This is a genomic window from Catenovulum sediminis (assembly GCF_007289895.1).
Classification (GTDB): Bacteria; Pseudomonadota; Gammaproteobacteria; order Enterobacterales; family Alteromonadaceae; genus Catenovulum; species Catenovulum sediminis.
On record NZ_CP041660.1, the window covers coordinates 2,917,007 to 2,934,560 of the forward strand.

Here is a 17,554-nt window from a genome sequence, read left to right on the forward strand (position 1 = left end):
TGTATGTATATACAGTATACTGGTTTTTCATACAGTTCAAGTGCTGTATGAAAATATTTTGAGCTACGAGCTTCGAGCTTAAATGTAGGTCGCGGCTTTAGCCCGACAAAAGATACAAACGACAAGTTTCAAGTTACAAGTTTCGAGCTTAAATGTAGGTCTGCCCTTTAGGGCGACAATTGTATAACTCGATATTTGTGGATTCTGCTTTGTCGGCGTAAACACCGACCTACAGTGTCGGGCTGAAGCCGCGACCTACATATTAGCGACAAGTTTTAAGCTACGAGTATCGAGCTTCAAGCTGTGTGGGTCGTCCTTTAGGTCGACATTTTAAAATTCAATATTTGTGGGTTCTGCTTTGTCGGCGTAAACACCGACCTACAGTGTCGGGCTGAAGCCACGACCTACATATTAGCGATAAGTTTTAAGCTACGAGTATCGAGCTTCGAGCTGTGTGGGTCGTCCTTTAGGGCGACATTTTAAAATTCAATATTTGTGGATTCTGCTTTGTCGGCGTAAACATCGACCTACATTGTCGGGCTAAAGCCGCGACCTACATTGTCGGGCTAAAGCCGCGACCTACATTGTCGGGCTAAAGCCGCGACCTACATTGTCGGGCTAAAGCCACGACCTACATTGCAGCTCGAAGCTCGTAGTTTACAGCTCGCCACTAGAGGGGTGTAAATACAAATTTCTCTAATTGCGCATCGGCAACTTCACTTCCGCCTCTTTCTTGACGAATTCTGACTAATAAATAGCCTAAATCAGGTGCGAGCCAAAACTCGGTTAAACGGTCACTGTCATCTTCGCGGATTCTTTGTAATTTGACTGTATTTATTTTACCCGCTGGTACCTCAAGTACTTCTTCTGCAACCACTTTAAAAACGTATAATTTGTCGCGTTTTTTATGATTGACCAGATAATAACTCATTTCTGTTTTGCCAGCGGCTAAATCAAGTTTTAACTGGAGTTGATAGCTGACTTCGTCAAACCAGTGTATTCCATCTGCTATATCAAGTGTTTTTTCATTTTCAGAATCAATCACCGCATTTTTAGTAAATTCTAGGGTTGTGCTTTTGTCACTACCCGTACCTTCTCGTTTAAAAAGATAGCGAATAGGGGTGACGAGATTATTTTGTATCGTTAACTCTGATGTTTCACGTCTGTGATCACTGAGAATCAACAAAGAGAGGTCTGAAAAGTATGAAAAAGTATAGCGATTTTCACCTATCTGAGAAAGTTGTCGTTTAGCTGTACCAAGATTAAGGCGTCCCTTAGAGACTTTGTATTTCGCATTAAAGGGTGTTAATACATCCGGTTTTGCATTTTGTGCATACGCATTATATGTAAACAAACACGACAATAAACAGACAAGTGAATAACCACTAATTTTTTTCAGCATAACGTATCCCAGTTGGGGGCAAAAGCTCATTATCAAACCAGGCATTTCCGTTGCGCATCGTAAGTCGATCCTGACAAAACCATTCTACAACTTTTGGGTAAATAATATGTTCTTCGGCGTGAATTCGTTGCGCCAAAGTTTCAGCTGTATCATTAGATAATACTTTAATACATGCCTGACATACAACAGGCCCACCATCTAACTCTTCTGTTACAAAATGCACACTGACACCATGTTCAGTATCTTTTGCATCTAGCGCACGTTGGTGAGTGTTTAACCCTTGGTACTTAGGCAACAAAGATGGATGAATGTTCAACATTTTACCAACAAATTTTTGCACAAAATTTGCGGTTAAAATTCGCATAAATCCAGCTAAAATAACTAAATCTGGCTGGTATGTTTCAATGACTTGCGCTAAATCTTGATCGTAGGCCTCTCGGCTGGCATAAGCTTTATGATTTAATACATGCGTTTTGATACCCGCTTTTTTTGCTCGCTCTATGCCGTATACGTCCGCTTTATTTGATATGACAGCACAAATGCGGCCATCAATCTGGCCGCTTTTTGTTGCATCAATAATCGCTTGTAAGTTTGAACCACTACCGGAAATGAGTACAACTAAATTTTTTGTCACGCTTAAACCAACTCTACTTGTGCTTCTTGTTCTGCTGCCTCTGCAACATGGCCAATTATCCAAGCTTTTTCACCGGACTTGCGCAAGCTTACTAATGCAGCTTCAGCATCATCTTCGTGTACAGAAAGAATTAAACCAACACCACAGTTGAAAGTGCGTAACATTTCGTGTTTTTCAACATTACCTGCTTGTTGCAACCAGTTGAACACAGCAGGCCATTGCCAGCTACTATCGTCTATGACTGCTTTAGTTGACTTTGGCAACACGCGCGGAATATTTTCCCAGAATCCGCCGCCTGTGATATGCGTGATGGCGTTTACTTTTACACTTTCTAATAATTTCAATACAGACTTAACGTAAATCCGAGTCGGCTCCATTAAATGATCTTTTAATGGTTTACCGTCTAACGGCTGATCTAGGTCTGCGTTGGACACTTCAATAATTTTACGGATTAATGAATAGCCATTTGAATGTGGCCCAGAAGACGCTAAAGCGATTAGCTTATTGCCCGGTTGCACTCTAGAGCCATCAATGACATCAGCTTCTTCAACTACGCCGACACAAAAGCCAGCTAAATCATAATCATTAGCTTCATACATGCCAGGCATTTCTGCTGTTTCACCGCCGATGAGCGCACAATTTGATTGTCGACAGCCTTCGCCAATACCGGTAACAACAGATGCTGCAATATCAACATCTAATTTGCCGGTTGCGTAGTAATCTAAAAAGAACAAGGGTTCTGCACCTTGTACAATCAGGTCATTTACACACATAGCAACCAAATCAATGCCCACTGTGTCATGATATTTTAGATCAATGGCTAATCTAAGTTTTGTACCTACACCGTCAGTACCCGATACTAACAATGGTTTCTTATATTTTTCAGGTAATTTACATAAAGCGCCAAAGCCGCCTAAGTTACCCATTACTTCAGGTCGACGAGTCGCTTTAGTGACTCCTTTAATGCGATCAACTAACTCATTACCTGCATCTATATCAACACCGGCGTCTTTATAACTCAGTGTGGTTTTTTGTTCGGCCACGGCGGCTCCTAAAATAATAACTAAAAACTGATTGGTTATATTGTACCAAGTAAAAATTAAGAATATAAAGCTTTTGCAGGATATATTTTATCGCACGGCAAGAATTTACTTTAATTGCTATATTTGATCTTAATTCTACTCTTTTCTGTACAGAGTTATTATTTATACATAGAGATGTTGGTATGTCGAATATGCATTTTCCATGGACAAATGAGGTCCACAAAGTTTTTAAACCATTTTTAATTGGCTTATTTTGTCTATCCTTGTTTTACGCACTCTTCTACGGCACTTGGCTTGAAGTGATGATAATTGGTATTCCCGCATTGGTCATGCCTTGGCTATTTATCCAACTTTCGCCTCATTCAGCATCGTCACGTTATGCAGTTGCGATTGGCACTATGATTTTTAGTGCTTTACATATACACCAGATGCAGGGATTGATAGAAATTCATTTCGGCATTTTTGCCTATTTAGCCGCTCTGGTCTTCTACCGAGATTGGAAAGTCATCGCGTTGGCTGTTGTCGTTGTCTTGTTATATCACCTTGGTTTTTTCTGGATGCAATTACAAGCGATGCCGGTGTATTTGTTTGAAGAAGGGCATTTAAAATTTAATTATTTATTGTTTCATGCATTTTATGCGGTACTCGAAGGGGCTATTATGATTTTCATCTGTACTCGCATGCTACGTATGGGGTTGATTGGTGATGAGCTGAAAAAAGATATCGAGAAGCGGCTTGAGCAACCAGGAAGGGTAAAACTAAGTGGCTCTGTGAATACTTTTAATAACATCAAAATTTTAAATCAATACAATAAGTTATTTAATGCAATACGGCAGTTAACGGATGAATTTCAGAAGACTTCCGATTTGTTGCACAATGAGTCAGGCGATCTTAAATCAAGTTTTAGTCATTTATCAGCGATGCAAAAACAAGGGCAACAGCATACTGATTCCATCGCTTCAGCGACTTCTCAAATGTCAAAAACGGTTAACGAAATTGCGCATCGTGCAGTGGAAGCCAACGATCAAGTACATGCAACACTAGATGCGGTTGCTAATGCTGAGCAAAAAGTGGATAAATCTAAAAGTACAATCAATGAGTTTGAACGAGTTGTACGTAAGACAAGTCAGGAAATTACAGCGTTAAGTGAATCCTGTAGTGAAATTTCTGGCGTCTTGGAGAGTATTCAGGCGATAGCTGAACAAACCAATTTATTGGCATTAAATGCCGCTATTGAATCTGCCCGTGCGGGTGAGCATGGACGAGGGTTTGCTGTGGTTGCAGATGAAGTGAGGCAATTGTCTTTTAGAACCAAAGAAAGCACTGCCAAAATCGCGGGTATCATGGAAATATTGTTGAATAAATCCAGATCATCTGTTGAGGCGATGAATTCGTCATTAGACAAACTGGATTTTATTTTGGTGAGCAGTGATGAGTTGGCTGTTGAGATTAAAGCGGCAGCAGGCAGTGTCAGTCAGGTCGCACACAATATTGATATGGTTGCCACTGCGACTGAAGAGCAGGCGACTGCAGCTGAATCTGTTGCACATTCGGCGAATGAAGTTAAAACTATCGCAGACAAAGAAACTTCCGAGTTGACGAATATTTCAACGGTTGCTGAGCATGTCAGTAATCTTGCTGAAAAATTGAAGAAGGCATTGGCAAAGTTTGATTAATAAGCTTTTTACCTTGTTGTTGTTGATTTGGGTGTGTTTAACGGCTGGCGCTTTTTATTATTTTAGCCAGCCAAAACTGCAGCTCTTTGATCCGAATAGTCGTTTCCAGAATATCATGCATTCTGATAATTACGTTAGCTTGTTACATAAGCAATTGGCTCTTAATGCGCGCCCAACAGTGATTCATGTGACAGATAGTAACTGTTCGTGTAATGTCTTAACTCAAGCACATATCGTGGATTTAGATAAGCAGTTGGCTGCATTGAATTTTCAAATCCATGCTGTTGACATCAAAGAACTTAAATCGTTGATACCAGCCGCGCCAGCAGTGCTGATATTTTCTAAAATGCGCGATTTGCTGTATGCCGGGCCATACTCTTCCGGGTATCTATGCAATAAAGACAACAGTTTAGTCGATTTGGCTTTACAACAGGCTAACTATGCGATTGAAAATAATTTAAAGCTAGAGCCATTTATTGTCAGTCAAGGACAAGGCTGTTTCTGTTATCCAGAAAAGTAGCATTTGTTATTTTAATATTATCCATACTGCGTGTTGGTTTTTTGTTGTTAACGCCAGTGTTAAGATAGCGAAAATACTGTTTTTTATTGGTGAACTATGTCTATTCATGAGCTTATTAAACCTTTTTCGCAGGTTGAACTAACAGATGCAAATACTTTGTTTGGCGAAAAGCATGAAGCTTTGCCACTTATCAAAATTGAAACTGAAGTTTGCCGCGCAATTATAGCCATTCAAGGTGCACATTTAATTGAATTTGAAGTGAAAGGAAAAGCGCCGTTATTGTGGGTTAGTCCTAAAGTTGCATACAAACAAAATAAAGCGATTCGAGGTGGGGTGCCAATTTGTTTTCCTTGGTTTGGTGAAAATCAGTTTGATAAAAGTAAGCCCAGTCATGGATTTGTCAGAGCGAGCAATTGGCAGTTGAAAGAGGTTCAAGCGAGTGACCAAAGCGCTAAGTTAAAGTTTGCGTTCTCAAGTAATGAACAGACTAAAGCGTTATACCCATACGATTTTGACGCTGAATATACAATTAGTTTAAGCGATAAAGTTGAACTTGAATTAAGTTGTAAAAACCTTTCGAGTGAGATTATGCCGGTTAGTTTTGCATTACACAGCTACCACCCGATTGAGGATTTAGCAACAGTTTCTGTAACTGGATTGCATAATACAACGTTTTTAGATAACACCATGAATTATCAGGCGCATATTCAGCAAGGTCCGGTGACATTCCCATCTGAGATAGATCGAATTTATTTAAACGTAGCGTCAGAGCAAGTGATACAAACTGCGACGCCGATCGCATTACGAAGTGATAGTTGCAACAGTGCTATTGTGTGGAATCCCGGACCGGCTAAAGCGGCTTCAATGAACGATTTGGGAGAAGAAAATTATACCCGCTTCGTTTGTGTAGAGCGGGGTAATGCTTTTGCCAACAGTTGGTATTTACAGCCAGCAGAAAGTAAGTCAGCGAAGCTTGATATTTGTTACGCATAATGAATAAATTACAGGCGCTATTGATTGACCATGATGGAACTTTAGTCGATTCAGAACCCGCACAACATCAAATTTGGCAGCGTATTTTACGGGACTTTGGGATCGAGTTTTCATTTGATGAGTTTATACCTAGAATCGGTATTCCGGGTGAGATGACAGCTGCTTATCTGGTCGATAAATATGCTTTGGGTATCTCACCTAGCGAACTGGCGGTAGTTAAAGAGAAAGAAACTCAGGCTTATTTAGAACAGCAAGCTTTTCCATTGATGCCGGGGATCTTGGCTATTTTGCAGTGGGCCAAAAGCGCAGACGTTAATTTGCGGGTGGCAATCGTCTCAGGCGCTGAGCGTGCTAGTGTGTTGCGTACGATAAAGCAACATGCTTTAGATGAATTTGTCGATTTAGTCGTTGCAGGCGGAGACACTGAGCGAAGCAAGCCTCACCCTGAGCCATACCTAAAAGCAATTAACCAATTGAAAGTTGCAGTACAGAACTGCTGTGCCATTGAAGATTCCTGTGGTGGTATTCAGTCAGCTAAAGGTGCTGGGCTCAGGTGTTTGGCAATTCAACATGTTTTTACTGATGTGCAAACATTAAAAAGAGCGGATCGGCTTTTCTCATCACATCAAGAGATATTGGCAGCTTTAAAGCGTAATATGACGTAATAAATTACTCATTAAGGTAATTCAATTATGCGTCTTTGATTGTTTTGTACCGCATCCCATCCTTGTTTAAAAGAAGGGATGCTAAAAAACAATGCATCAAAACTGCCATCTTCCGCTGCTTTTTTTAGACCCGCTTCTAAGCGCTGTGCAAGCTCGTCATCTGTATGATTCACAAAAAAATAATAATCAGAGTTGTATTTAAGCAATAAATTTTGTTCTAGTTCAAATGCACTGTATTCCGGTTGTGTGAGTTCATGCCAGACTTCATAGGCACCGCGGGCAAAATAATCACCGCGCCTTGAGTTAAACATTTTGACTAAATCATCGGTATCAATTGACGTCGCTACGGGGAGTTTATTACGTTTAAATATTTCAGTATCTTGCCAGTGCGCGCCTGATATTGCAGTAAACTTGCGCAAGTCCGCAATCGTTTTAACATGATTGAAACGCTGTTGTTCGCCTTTGTGAATTAACAAAAAGCGATAGTTGTTTAGTTTTTTAAGTAAACTGAATTTTATCGGCCTGAGCTGTTTTTCTCGTTGTTCGCTGGTGGTACTCCACAAAATCCGAATATACCTGTTTTTAGCAAGCAGTTGGCGCATTCTTTGTTTAGGTCCATGCCATTCTTTTTTGATGAGAATATAGGGGCCGTGCGTATCTCGCGTTTTCTTGAGTGCCAGTTTTAGTACATCTGAGAAATAATCATTTTGTAGGTAAGGCACTTTAAGGACATTCGCCTCGCCAAAGTTGGGCAAGGCGCTAAGCGGCGCACTAAAAAATAAGATTAGTAATATGAATAAGTCAAGTACCTGTTTCAAAGCTGTCCACAATTAATTCAACTGTAATAGCTTAATTATGGCTTCTTTTTAGCGAACAACAAAATGTACCGGCGTATTTTTACGCGTTTCTATCGGTTTATTCGACACTAGGGCGTGTTTATCTTTGTTTATAATTTTTTCTCTCAGCCCGAAGGGCAATGGCTATTTTAACCCTTAACGGCATTAGAATTCGTTTATTTAGAATGACTAAACCCCACTCATTCTGCTTTGTTAATGATTAAAATAGCCTATTGCTCAAAAATAATACAAAGATTCACACGCCCTAGATTCAGCACTGTAATTTCCTTCACAAATAAAGTTTTGATTGGTTTTTAAATTGGCTTTGTGCCTGTTGCTCGATGGCACATATAATTCCAGCGTTAAACGGGTCAGTAACATCGGGTATTACAGCTTTAGTTTAAGGAAAAGGTTTTCTTTTACAATTCGTATTTGCAGGTTTATCAACTATTATTGGTTAATTGAGCAATTTTTTATCAACAGTAATGTGAACTATTTACTTTTTCAGTCGGTATAGATGACATCAGTCAGAATAAATAAAGGTAGTGTAGATGAAGGTATTAGTGGTCGGAGCAGGAATGGCTGGCGCCGCATGTGCTTACACGTTAACGCAGGCTGGCTGTTCAGTCAGTGTCATGGAAAAAAATAAACATGTTGGCGGAAGAATGGCCAGTACGCAGATGGCTTGGTCAAATTTTGATTTGGGGGCGCAGTATTTTACCGCTAGAGATCCTGTTTTTATTCGGCAAGTAACTAGATGGCTTAAAGATTCGGTTGTGGCAGCATGGGATATTCAACCGCATTTAATTGATAAACTTGGTATACATCCATCGCCGGATAATACAAAGCGCTATTTTGGTACACCCTTGGCGCAATCCCCAATTGAAAGTTTATTGGCTGATTGCAATGTTCATCTACAGCAAAATATCGAATCGCTGCATAAACGCTCTCAAGGATGGTTTGCACAATTGAGCCAACACAATCAGAGTGGACCATACGACTATGTGGTACTGGCAATTCCGGCACCAGATGTTGTTAGTTTATTGCCTCAAAACATCGATTTAAAAGTATTTCCAAAATTTGACGCTTATGCTACTCAGGTCGTTGTGTTGTCGTTGCAAAAAGCAATTAGAACTGAGGTTGAGTGGTCGTTTGTCAAAGATAGAGCAATAGATTGGTTGGGGCAAGTCAATGCCAAATACAATAGAAACAGCCAACAGCAGGCGTGGTTAATGCATTTCACGCCAGAAGCAACAGACATGTATCGTTACAACGATGATGCTTGTTTTATCCGCTTAGCTCAACTTCAGCTAGAGCAAATTTTTAGCCAAAGAGAGCCTTGTCAAGTTGTTGATTCCTTCAGCTATTTATATCCCAATGCGCGTATTAAACTCCTCGGCTACAAGGAGCAATATTGGTTAGACGCTCAGCAAAATCTGGCCGCGTGCGGTGATGGTTTTTGTGGTGGTCGAGTCGAAGGGGCTTTTGTCAGTGGGTTAGCGCTGGCGCGCAAGCTTTTATCGGTCCATTAATTTCAATCACGCGACTACATACGTATTCAACTTGTGGTCAATCTGGATTTGTCTAAACTAGCCAAATATTACGCAGCTTGGTGTAGATTGGTCTATCAAGCCGGGTTTGCTGTAATGTGCTTTTGTTTATGGTTTTGTTTAATGGGAAACCTATTTTTTTGGGGTTTAAACATCACTGTAAACTGAGCGTAAGCTCCCATGTTATAGCCTTATGTTGCTAACGCCTTATTGCTAGTTTGACGGTTCTGTAATAAGGCGCTTTTTTCACAGTACCAGTCTTCAGCTACAATTTTTGATTTGACTTGGTAAGATCCCCGCTATTTGTCCTGCATCTGATAATAAAATTTGCACAGTTTGATATGGCTGTAAGCGATTGAGCCAAGATTTTTGTGCCTTTTTATTTAAGCCTGAACTTTTTAGAACTTGTAGCGTTTTATTGTCACATAAACTCAAAATAAGTTGTTCGTTTTCCTGTTTTAACACGGCATAGCGTGCGTAAAGTAAGGCATCAGGTTTATTGAGGTAACTTGACTGTAGCCGCAGCATTTGATTTTTAAAAGCATTGTTGATGGCAATTTGCTGTTGTTGGTAGTTTGCCAGTCGTTTTTCAATATTCACAATAAACTCGGGTTTATTCTGCGTTTCTGTTATTTCTTGCAAGAGCTCGAGCTCTATAAGCTCCACTTGGGGCTGAATTTGCTGAAACATGGGCTTAGATTGATAGACTTGCAACATTAATACAGCGACCACAAATGATGCAGCTAATGCCAGCCAAGGTTTTATATTTTTCTGCGCAGTCTTCTTTTTTTGCAAATTCCGTATTATTTGCTGTTTAAGCTGCGGGGGAACAGAGGTCTGTTGACAGCTTTTTTGATACAAAGTCTGCCAGTTTTTTGCTTGCTCCGGATCATTTGGCTTAACGTTTTCAGAGTTCATGAGTGCTCCTCTGGCAATAACTTGCTCAGATGTTTTTTGGCATACCTTAATCGGCTTTTGACTGTTTCAATTTCTGTTTGAGTGATATTTGCAATTTGCTCTAAACTAAAACCTTCAAATTGTAGGGTGAGTGCTTCTTTTTGCTCAAATGATATTTTTGCAAGGGCGGCGCGAAAAGCATTTACCTGTGTATCCTCAACATCATGGTGTGTGGTTATTGAAATCTCTGTTGTGTCACAATCTAAATATTTTTTTTGCCTTCGCAATTCATCAATCATCAGGTTGCGAGCAATGTTAAACAGCCAGGCTTTGAATTGGGTTTGTTCTTTATATAAATGGCGCTTTTCAATGATTTTTAACCAAGTCTTTTGGCAAATATCAGCTGCATCCTGTTCACTTATTTGATGTCTCAAATATTTAAATAAAATTGGATTAAATTGCTGTATTAACGGCTCCAGATACTTACTGTCGCCACTGTGGGTATACAAGTTCATCCAATCTTTAGATTTGCTAACTGTGGCGTTTAACCACAGTTTTAATCCATTACTTATTATCATATCTATTGTGCCAAGCTAAAATCTAATCTAACGGTCAGTCCGTTTTGCACTTGCGGCGTGCCATTTTTTATTAAAGGTTTATAGCGCCAACTGCTTAAAGCTTTGATTGCAGAACGGTCAAATATGCGCTTAGGCTCAGATTTGATGATTTGAATGTTTTCAACTTGGCCTAGCTTATTAATATCAAATGATAGTTCAACCCAGCCTTCAATACCATCTCGAGCGGCAACTGCTGGATATCTGGGTTCAACCCTGACAAAAGGTGTTGCAGCAGAAGAATCTTGTGGTGAATAGGTGAAGTCATCATTATTGGTACCCAGTTCTATTTTAGGTTTGAATGTGAGCGCTTCAACGACAAGGTTTTCCGCAGTAGTTGCAGAGAGAGATTGTGGTGGGGGTGGGGGTTGTGTGGCCTGTGGTGGCTGCGGTAGTTGATTTTTTATAATGGGTTTTATCTGAGGTTTTTCCATTACAAAATTTTCAATAAAAGTTGGCGTTGGCTCTGGTGCGTATTGCATATCTGGTTCTATCAGTTTATTCATGACTATAAATAAACTTATCGCAATAAATATCCCAAAGATTACTGTACCGGATAGCTTTACAACCTGATGAATTAGTTTAATATCTTGATAGATTGTTACGCTCATATAGACCTCTTTTTTCGCTTGTTTTGGGCAGGGTTATTCGTAAAACGTCTGGCACGTAAAAAAAGGGTTAATTTTTTTAAAATAGTTGAGAGTTACATTTTTGTGAGCAGCTATGGTAAGCTGATTGCACCAAAATTGGGATGTTGATCACAAGTATTTGTATTTTCGGTGGTCTGCCCTTGAAATATTTACGTAAGATAGCAGTTATAAAGACACAAAGATTTTCCTTATAGGAGGTTAGTTTTGCTGTTAATGAGGATCGTTAATGCAGTCTTATTCATATAATTGTCGTTTTAAGCTGGTGTAATAGGGACACCTTCTTTCATAAAATAACCCCAATTCAAAAAATGGTTAAGGATAAAGTCATGAAAAAATCATTTAAACTAGCAAGTATTGCCGCAGCACTTTTATGTTCTTCTCAAGCTTTTGCACAAGAGCCTGTTTATGTAACGGGTGGTGCAAATATGTTTTTATTCGATAATGAAGTGCACAACGTTGATAATGCGTTCGGCCCTTGGTTAGGTCTAGGCTATCAACTAGACAAGAACTGGGCTGTCGAACTGGATTACAACATGGCAAGCTCTGAAACAAAAACAGCGTCAGCCACAGATACAGACATTAGCTTGTTGTCTATTAATGGTTTATACCGTTATGCACCTGTTGGTCAGAACAGCTTGTTAGCAAAAGCTGGTTTAGGTCAGTATAAGTTAGACGCAGGTGCTTTAGGTGAAGAAAGCAAGGCCGCTATCAAAGTAGGTGCAGGTTACGAGTATTTTCTTCAGCCTAACTTATCGGCAACTGTATTTTGGGATTTGCTTGTTTCTTTCGATTCAACTTTGATTGAAAGTGTACCAAGTGTTGGCCTCAAGTATCAGTTCGGTGATGTTTCTTCAAGTAAGCCAATGAAATCAGAGAAAAGCCAACCTGTAACGGCTGCGCCAGTGCAAAAACCAGCTGTAATGGATGATGACAGTGATGGTGTTGCAAACACTTCTGATTTATGTGCAAACACCCCATCTGGCGTTCGTGTAAATAGCCAAGGCTGTCCATTCGACCGTGATGTTGATGGCGTTTATGACTACATGGATGAATGTCCAATGACACCAGAAGGCGCGAAAGTTGCTGATAATGGCTGTCGCGAGCAATTGACTGAAACTGTTTCAATTGAGCTTTATGTTTCGTTCCCGAATAACAGTAGTGTAATCCCACAAGAGTATCACGGTGAAATCAAGAAAGTTGCTGATTTCATGAAGCAATACCCAGATACTAAAGTGACTTTAGTGGGCCATACAGATTCAAGTGGCTCTGCTGCTTATAATCAAATGTTGTCTGAAAAGCGTGCAGCGCGAGTTGCGGCGTACTTAGTAAACAACTTTAATTTAGAATCTGAGCGCGTATTATCACGTGGTGAAGGTGAAACCAGCCCTATCGCTGATAATTCTACTAAAGAAGGTCGTAATAAAAACCGTCGTGTAACTGCGGAAATATCAACGACTGTTGTTAATAACTAATTAGATAGATTTAATCTAAATTAAAAAACGCCGGAGCTCCGGCGTTTTTTGTTTTGATAAATATATTTTCATTAAAAATAACAGCTATTAGCCACTAGCCACTAATTTTTCTTGATTTTGTCCAGCGCTTCTTCGACCGCTTGAATGATTTTTTCTTTGCTTGATGGTTTCATGATGTAACCATTGATACCGGATGAAACCCATTTGACGACTAGGTCTTTGTTTTTATTACCTGTTAACGCGAGGATCGGTAAATCTTTTTTACCTGAATGTTTACGGAATTGTTTGGTTGTGTTTAAGCCGTCTAATTCTGGCATAAATAGATCCATTAATACTAAATCTAATTTATGCTTGTTTAGCTGTTTGATAGCTTCCATACCATTAGATGCTTCAATCACTTCGTATTTATGGCCAATGAGGATCTTTTTTATCATATCGCGATAGATATGGTTGTCTTCTACCACCATGATTTTTTTCGGTGATTTTTTTTCAATTACCCCTTCATCGCCAAGTAATACATTATCAGCAAGCAGCTTTTCCGCTTCTAGATTATCATCGGCAGCCTCTAACAGCATATCATCTGTTGGCATATCATCTTCAGCTTCGGCGCCAGAGCTGGCTTGCGGTAATTCTATGTTACCATCATCTGGAATGTCTTTAATAAATTTGCATTCTGATGAAACAGACTTAGATAGGTTTTTCTTGTGTTTAATATTGGATAGTTTTTGTTTGCCTAAATTATCTAAAAAGTTAGCTAAACTTTTATGGACTTCATCTTCAATTTGCGAAATTAAGGGAGAGAGCACTTCTTCTATGTCTTCACCGCCCGAATGATTACCTTGATTTACCAAAACACTTCGACAGTTGTCGATTTGGTTTTTTATATTTTCTTGAAAGCTATTGACCTCATCTACGAGACTATTGATGTCACCATCTAATGCATTCACGTAGGTGTCGTTAATTTGGGTTGCATCTTCTTGGATAGCTAATAATTTGGATAGGTTATTTAAAATCGACTTTAATCTAAATTTTTCATAAATTGGGCGGGATACAAAGTAGTCGTAAAAAGTGCCTTTTGCACATACGGCATAAGCGAGCCCAGCTTCTTTGTTCGTACACAATAGGACAACCTGATGAGGGTGGGTCAGCAAGTTGTGTTCTTTAACCAAGCTAACATAGTACTGAATAGAGTCTTTTACTGAGTTCATTTCTAACAAGAGAATTTTGGGTTGGTATTCTTTGACTGCTTTAATTGAGTCGTCACCGGCTTTAAATGCTCTAAAGTCTTCCATATGTTGTGAAATGATAACAGCAGCACCACTTTCTAATTCACGATCATGAATTAACAATACTTGCGGATGACGACTCGCCAGTGCACTTTTAACTGTCATTTAATAAACTCCTTTTTGACATCTCGGATATCATTTTGCAAAAGTGTGATATGTTGCTTGAGCGATACTCTGTCATCACTCAGTGCGCAGTCTTCTATTTTTTGTAATCTCGCAGCGCAGCGCATGGCTCCAATGGCCTTTGCAGAGGTTTTAAGATAATGCGCTTGATCTTTGACCTCTGTATTTTCATTTTTATTGAATGCAGCTGCGATACCTCTTAATGTCGGTACACACTGTTTTACAAATTCTTTTTTATATTCTTCTATAAGTGGTTGATCGTCTCCAATTAAGCTAACTAACACTTCAGGGTCATAAATCGGAATTTCGCTCATGCCATTTCTCCACCATTTCTTTTAATTTGTGTGTTTCTATCGGTTTGGATAAAAAGTCACTCATACCCGACTCTATACACTTCTCTTTGTCACCCGTCATTGCTGCGCCTGTTATTGCAATAATCGGTACCGGTGCTGTGTTGTGCTCTTTTTCAAATGCCCTAATGTTTTTAGATAAAGTATAACCGTCCATTTTAGGCATATGGCAGTCAGTAAATACTATTTTGTATTGGTTTTCACTAAATAGTTGTAAACCAATCTCACCATCACTGGCAACATCAGCGCTATACCCGATAACAGATAACTGTTTTAACAATAATTTTTGGTTTAATGGGTTATCTTCTACTAATAAAATAGTAGAAGGGCTATTTGTTAAATTTTCAGCTATTGGGGTTTTATCAACCGCTTTATTTACAATTTTTTCAGTATGATGTGGAGTATTTTCCGTAATAACTTGCGTATCCTTCATATTAATCTTTTCTAACGAGTAGCGTGTCAGCGGGTTATTAGCCAGTATTTGAATGCTTGGGTGCTTTGCCCATAATGATTGTTTAAATTGTCTCGGGCAAACCAATACGATTTTTTGCGCTTCGGTTACTGGTAAATCAGACAATTCTTTATCTATTTCGGATTCGTTTTGACCTGTAGCCAGCAGTATAATCATTTCATAATCGCTTAGCGTATCATTCGTAATATTGCTGACAATGCTCACATCTGCGTTTAGTTGCTCTAAGCGGGTTTTGAGCCATTGAACCTTATTTTCTTCTAGTGCTCCGATTATTGCGACATTCACACCAAAAATAGCGCTTAAATCGCTGTCGTGGCTCGTTTCCCACAAAGGCAAGCGGATGGTAAACGTTGAACCTTCGCCAACTTCACTTTGTACTTCAATTTGTCCCCCTAACATTTCGCATAACCGAGCGCATATCGCAAGCCCTAAGCCGGTGCCACCATATTTTCGGGTGGTTGATGCTTCGGCTTGAGTAAATGGGGTGAAGAGGCGTTCTACGGTTTTTTTATCCATGCCGATACCATTATCGGATACGGTAAAAACAATTGATTTTTGTTGGCCTAATGAATGCTGTTGATCAACTTTAGCTGTAACACTGACAATCCCTTTTTTCTCGTTATTTGTGCTACTGAATTTAACAGCATTGGAGATAAAGTTTATTAAGATTTGCCTGAGTCTTACTGGGTCGGTATTAACCCAATCGGGTAAAGCATTGTCTTCTTCTAATCGTAGCTCAACATTTTTGCTTTCTGAAATAGCAGTAAACATGTTAATTACATTGTCTACGGTAGCCGAAATAGAAACTGGGATGAACTCGAGCTCCATCTTGCCCGCTTCTATTTTATTCAAATCGAGTATGTCATTGAGTATATCAACTAGATTGAGCGCTGAGGTTTTTGCAGTTTCGATTAAATCGTTCTGTTCAGCGTTTAAAGGTGTGTTTTCAACCAAGTCGAGTGCACCAATTACCCCATTCATTGGGGTTCTAATTTCATGGCTCATCATGGCCAAAAAATTAGATTTAGCCATACTGCCGGATTCCGCTAAATCACGCGCTTGAATTAACTCCATTGTTCGTTTTTTAACGGTTTTTTCAAGCGCTTCATTCAGTTCTGACATTCTTTTTTCAGCAATTCGATGGGCTGTTGTATCATGGCAAATGCCATCAATCCTATTAACTTTGCTAATAACATCTGTGGTTACATTACCTTTAATATGAACATATTTATATTGTCGAGTTTTATCTTTAACTCTTACCTCAACGGATAATTGTCCAAGTTCTGCAATGGCCTGATTTAATCCTTTTTTAAGTTCGATAAAGTCATCCGGGTGAATATACTGAGTCCAATCCTGTAATTTACCCACACTGGCAGACTCAATATTCATTATCCTTTTTACATTATTGTCCCATTGCCAATACCCCGAATCTAAATTTCCGGTCCAAACACCTATACCGCTCGCTTCTAGTGCAAGTTTTTTAGTATTTTCAGCCTCAACAACGCTATGTATCATTTCTTTTTGTTCAGTGCATTCGATTAAACTGCCTGACATTCTAAGTAATAGTCCACTTTGATCGGTCAGCGTTTGCCCTCGAATGGTGTACCATTTGTACTGGTTTTGCATATCGGCAATACGGCAATCAAAATTTAGCCGAATGTCGTAAAATATATTGGCAGTAAAAAATTGTTCAAATGTCACTTGATCGTCTGGGTGGATCCGATCCCATATTGTGCGCCAGGTGATAGGCTTATTAATTTCAATACCCAAGATTTGTTTTGCGACTTGCGAGAAAAAAATAAAGTGGTTATCTAACAGGTTTGTAAAGCATTCTGATTCAGTTAAGCTTCTGGGATCGTCGATAAAACGAATATCCCAAACGCCGATACCAGTCGCATCGGCTGCAATCTGAAAGCTGTTTTTCAGCTGTGTCCCAGTTGTAATTGACGATGGTGTAAAATTTACAAGGATACTCGCAGTATCGTTTAATTTGGTTGGATAACAGCTAATATCCCAATTACCATAATGCTCGATAAAACAAGGCGGAATACTACATGGTTTACCGAAATTCCAACTCGCTTGCCTTAATTTTTCAAAATTCTCATAGCCTATCAAATCACTTAAAAGATTTGCATCTACACTGTTTTCCAACTGTAGATTAAGCGCTTGATAGATAGGGTGGCTAGTGTCTGTCGGTACATCAGAAAGCAAATTTCCGTGGTAAGAGAAAAGCAGACATATGGTTTCATCTTTTTGATCATATCTGACAGGTATAGTCTGTTTTTCATAGCTCATATCGACTTTAACTCATTTCTCTTCGTGAAGTTTATACGGATTAATGTAGATGCTTTCTCCAGAGCAATGTTGTTTT

The 17,554-nt window shown here is 39.4% G+C and carries 16 protein-coding genes; 6 read left to right on the forward strand and 10 right to left on the reverse strand.

All coding sequences use genetic code 11. The features are described 5' to 3' along the window. Window positions 1-670: 670 nt before the first annotated feature. Genes FNT16_RS12280 through purM form a run of 3 tightly spaced genes read right to left on the reverse strand, consistent with a single transcriptional unit; the run spans window position 671 to window position 3,079 of the window. Window positions 671-1,402, reverse strand: coding sequence for a DUF3108 domain-containing protein (locus tag FNT16_RS12280; protein ID WP_143871856.1), 732 nt, complete (start codon window positions 1,400-1,402; stop codon window positions 671-673). After that, window positions 1,386-2,036 carry a phosphoribosylglycinamide formyltransferase gene (purN, locus tag FNT16_RS12285; protein WP_143871857.1) on the reverse strand — a complete coding sequence of 217 codons (651 nt, stop codon included), beginning with the start codon at window positions 2,034-2,036 and terminating at the stop codon, window positions 1,386-1,388. Before purN ends, FNT16_RS12280 begins: the two co-directional genes overlap by 17 nt. Window positions 2,037-2,038: 2 nt before the next feature. After that, window positions 2,039-3,079 carry a phosphoribosylformylglycinamidine cyclo-ligase gene (gene purM / locus FNT16_RS12290; protein WP_143871858.1) on the reverse strand — a complete coding sequence of 347 codons (1,041 nt, stop codon included), beginning with the start codon at window positions 3,077-3,079 and terminating at the stop codon, window positions 2,039-2,041. A 182-nt stretch (window positions 3,080-3,261) separates the two neighbouring features. Here purM and FNT16_RS12295 point away from each other — a divergent pair, with 182 nt between their 5' ends. The 4 genes from FNT16_RS12295 (at window position 3,262) to FNT16_RS12310 (ending at window position 6,933) form a co-directional block, all read left to right on the forward strand. Next, window positions 3,262-4,755 (forward strand): methyl-accepting chemotaxis protein, encoded by a 1,494-nt coding sequence (locus FNT16_RS12295; protein WP_185976590.1) that lies wholly within the window; start codon window positions 3,262-3,264, stop codon window positions 4,753-4,755. Next, window positions 4,748-5,275 (forward strand): DUF6436 domain-containing protein, encoded by a 528-nt coding sequence (locus tag FNT16_RS12300; protein WP_143871859.1) that lies wholly within the window; start codon window positions 4,748-4,750, stop codon window positions 5,273-5,275. Before FNT16_RS12295 ends, FNT16_RS12300 begins: the two co-directional genes overlap by 8 nt. Before the next feature lie 96 nt (window positions 5,276-5,371). Next, complete coding sequence (locus FNT16_RS12305; RefSeq protein WP_143871860.1) at window positions 5,372-6,268, forward strand: D-hexose-6-phosphate mutarotase; 897 nt, start codon at window positions 5,372-5,374, stop codon at window positions 6,266-6,268. Next, complete coding sequence (locus tag FNT16_RS12310; RefSeq protein WP_143871861.1) at window positions 6,268-6,933, forward strand: HAD family hydrolase; 666 nt, start codon at window positions 6,268-6,270, stop codon at window positions 6,931-6,933. Before FNT16_RS12305 ends, FNT16_RS12310 begins: the two co-directional genes overlap by 1 nt. 11 nt (window positions 6,934-6,944) lie before the next feature. Here the strand turns inward: FNT16_RS12310 and FNT16_RS12315 are convergent, their stop codons facing one another. Further along, window positions 6,945-7,751: an amino acid ABC transporter substrate-binding protein gene (locus tag FNT16_RS12315; protein ID WP_143871862.1), complete on the reverse strand. Its 807-nt coding sequence runs from the start codon at window positions 7,749-7,751 to the stop codon at window positions 6,945-6,947. Between the two features lie 569 nt (window positions 7,752-8,320). Between FNT16_RS12315 and FNT16_RS12320 the strand changes: the two genes are divergently transcribed. Then, window positions 8,321-9,301 carry an NAD(P)/FAD-dependent oxidoreductase gene (locus tag FNT16_RS12320; protein WP_143871863.1) on the forward strand — a complete coding sequence of 327 codons (981 nt, stop codon included), beginning with the start codon at window positions 8,321-8,323 and terminating at the stop codon, window positions 9,299-9,301. A 279-nt stretch (window positions 9,302-9,580) separates the two neighbouring features. Here the strand turns inward: FNT16_RS12320 and FNT16_RS12325 are convergent, their stop codons facing one another. Genes FNT16_RS12325 through FNT16_RS12335 form a run of 3 tightly spaced genes read right to left on the reverse strand, consistent with a single transcriptional unit; the run spans window position 9,581 to window position 11,441 of the window. Then, complete coding sequence (locus FNT16_RS12325; protein WP_143871864.1) at window positions 9,581-10,237, reverse strand: hypothetical protein; 657 nt, start codon at window positions 10,235-10,237, stop codon at window positions 9,581-9,583. Next, complete coding sequence (locus FNT16_RS12330; RefSeq protein ID WP_143871865.1) at window positions 10,234-10,794, reverse strand: RNA polymerase sigma factor; 561 nt, start codon at window positions 10,792-10,794, stop codon at window positions 10,234-10,236. The genes FNT16_RS12325 and FNT16_RS12330 overlap by 4 nt, the downstream gene beginning before the upstream one ends. A 2-nt stretch (window positions 10,795-10,796) precedes the next feature. Beyond that, window positions 10,797-11,441, reverse strand: a complete 645-nt coding sequence (locus tag FNT16_RS12335) for an energy transducer TonB (RefSeq protein ID WP_246072219.1) — start codon at window positions 11,439-11,441, stop codon at window positions 10,797-10,799. A 365-nt stretch (window positions 11,442-11,806) separates the two neighbouring features. Between FNT16_RS12335 and FNT16_RS12340 the strand changes: the two genes are divergently transcribed. Then, window positions 11,807-12,952 carry an OmpA family protein gene (locus tag FNT16_RS12340; protein WP_143871866.1) on the forward strand — a complete coding sequence of 382 codons (1,146 nt, stop codon included), beginning with the start codon at window positions 11,807-11,809 and terminating at the stop codon, window positions 12,950-12,952. A gap of 101 nt (window positions 12,953-13,053) precedes the next feature. On the opposite strand, the gene FNT16_RS12345 is transcribed toward FNT16_RS12340, so the two are convergent. From FNT16_RS12345 to FNT16_RS12355, 3 genes are read right to left on the reverse strand one after another with little or no spacing between them, the layout of a single operon-like run. Next, the gene (locus FNT16_RS12345; RefSeq protein WP_143871867.1) at window positions 13,054-14,343 is read right to left on the reverse strand and encodes a response regulator; all 1,290 of its coding nucleotides are present in this window, start codon (window positions 14,341-14,343) and stop codon (window positions 13,054-13,056) included. Continuing rightward, window positions 14,340-14,675 (reverse strand): Hpt domain-containing protein, encoded by a 336-nt coding sequence (locus tag FNT16_RS12350; protein ID WP_143871868.1) that lies wholly within the window; start codon window positions 14,673-14,675, stop codon window positions 14,340-14,342. The genes FNT16_RS12345 and FNT16_RS12350 overlap by 4 nt, the downstream gene beginning before the upstream one ends. Next, on the reverse strand, window positions 14,653-17,478 hold the full coding sequence (locus FNT16_RS12355; RefSeq protein ID WP_143871869.1) for an ATP-binding protein: 2,826 nt from the start codon (window positions 17,476-17,478) through the stop codon (window positions 14,653-14,655). Before FNT16_RS12355 ends, FNT16_RS12350 begins: the two co-directional genes overlap by 23 nt. Window positions 17,479-17,554 lie beyond the last annotated feature (76 nt).

Coding starts and splice junctions, on each gene's coding strand:
- FNT16_RS12325 (WP_143871864.1), bottom strand. CDS start 10,237: ATGAACTCTGAAAACGTTAAGCCAAATGATCCGGAGCAAGCAAAAAAC.
- FNT16_RS12340 (WP_143871866.1), top strand. CDS start 11,807: ATGAAAAAATCATTTAAACTAGCAAGTATTGCCGCAGCACTTTTATGT.
- FNT16_RS12355 (WP_143871869.1), bottom strand. CDS start 17,478: ATGAGCTATGAAAAACAGACTATACCTGTCAGATATGATCAAAAAGAT.
- FNT16_RS12320 (WP_143871863.1), top strand. CDS start 8,321: ATGAAGGTATTAGTGGTCGGAGCAGGAATGGCTGGCGCCGCATGTGCT.
- FNT16_RS12310 (WP_143871861.1), top strand. CDS start 6,268: ATGAATAAATTACAGGCGCTATTGATTGACCATGATGGAACTTTAGTC.
- FNT16_RS12305 (WP_143871860.1), top strand. CDS start 5,372: ATGTCTATTCATGAGCTTATTAAACCTTTTTCGCAGGTTGAACTAACA.
- FNT16_RS12350 (WP_143871868.1), bottom strand. CDS start 14,675: ATGAGCGAAATTCCGATTTATGACCCTGAAGTGTTAGTTAGCTTAATT.
- FNT16_RS12295 (WP_185976590.1), top strand. CDS start 3,262: ATGTCGAATATGCATTTTCCATGGACAAATGAGGTCCACAAAGTTTTT.
- FNT16_RS12330 (WP_143871865.1), bottom strand. CDS start 10,794: ATGATAATAAGTAATGGATTAAAACTGTGGTTAAACGCCACAGTTAGC.
- FNT16_RS12345 (WP_143871867.1), bottom strand. CDS start 14,343: ATGACAGTTAAAAGTGCACTGGCGAGTCGTCATCCGCAAGTATTGTTA.
- FNT16_RS12335 (WP_246072219.1), bottom strand. CDS start 11,441: ATGAGCGTAACAATCTATCAAGATATTAAACTAATTCATCAGGTTGTA.
- FNT16_RS12280 (WP_143871856.1), bottom strand. CDS start 1,402: ATGCTGAAAAAAATTAGTGGTTATTCACTTGTCTGTTTATTGTCGTGT.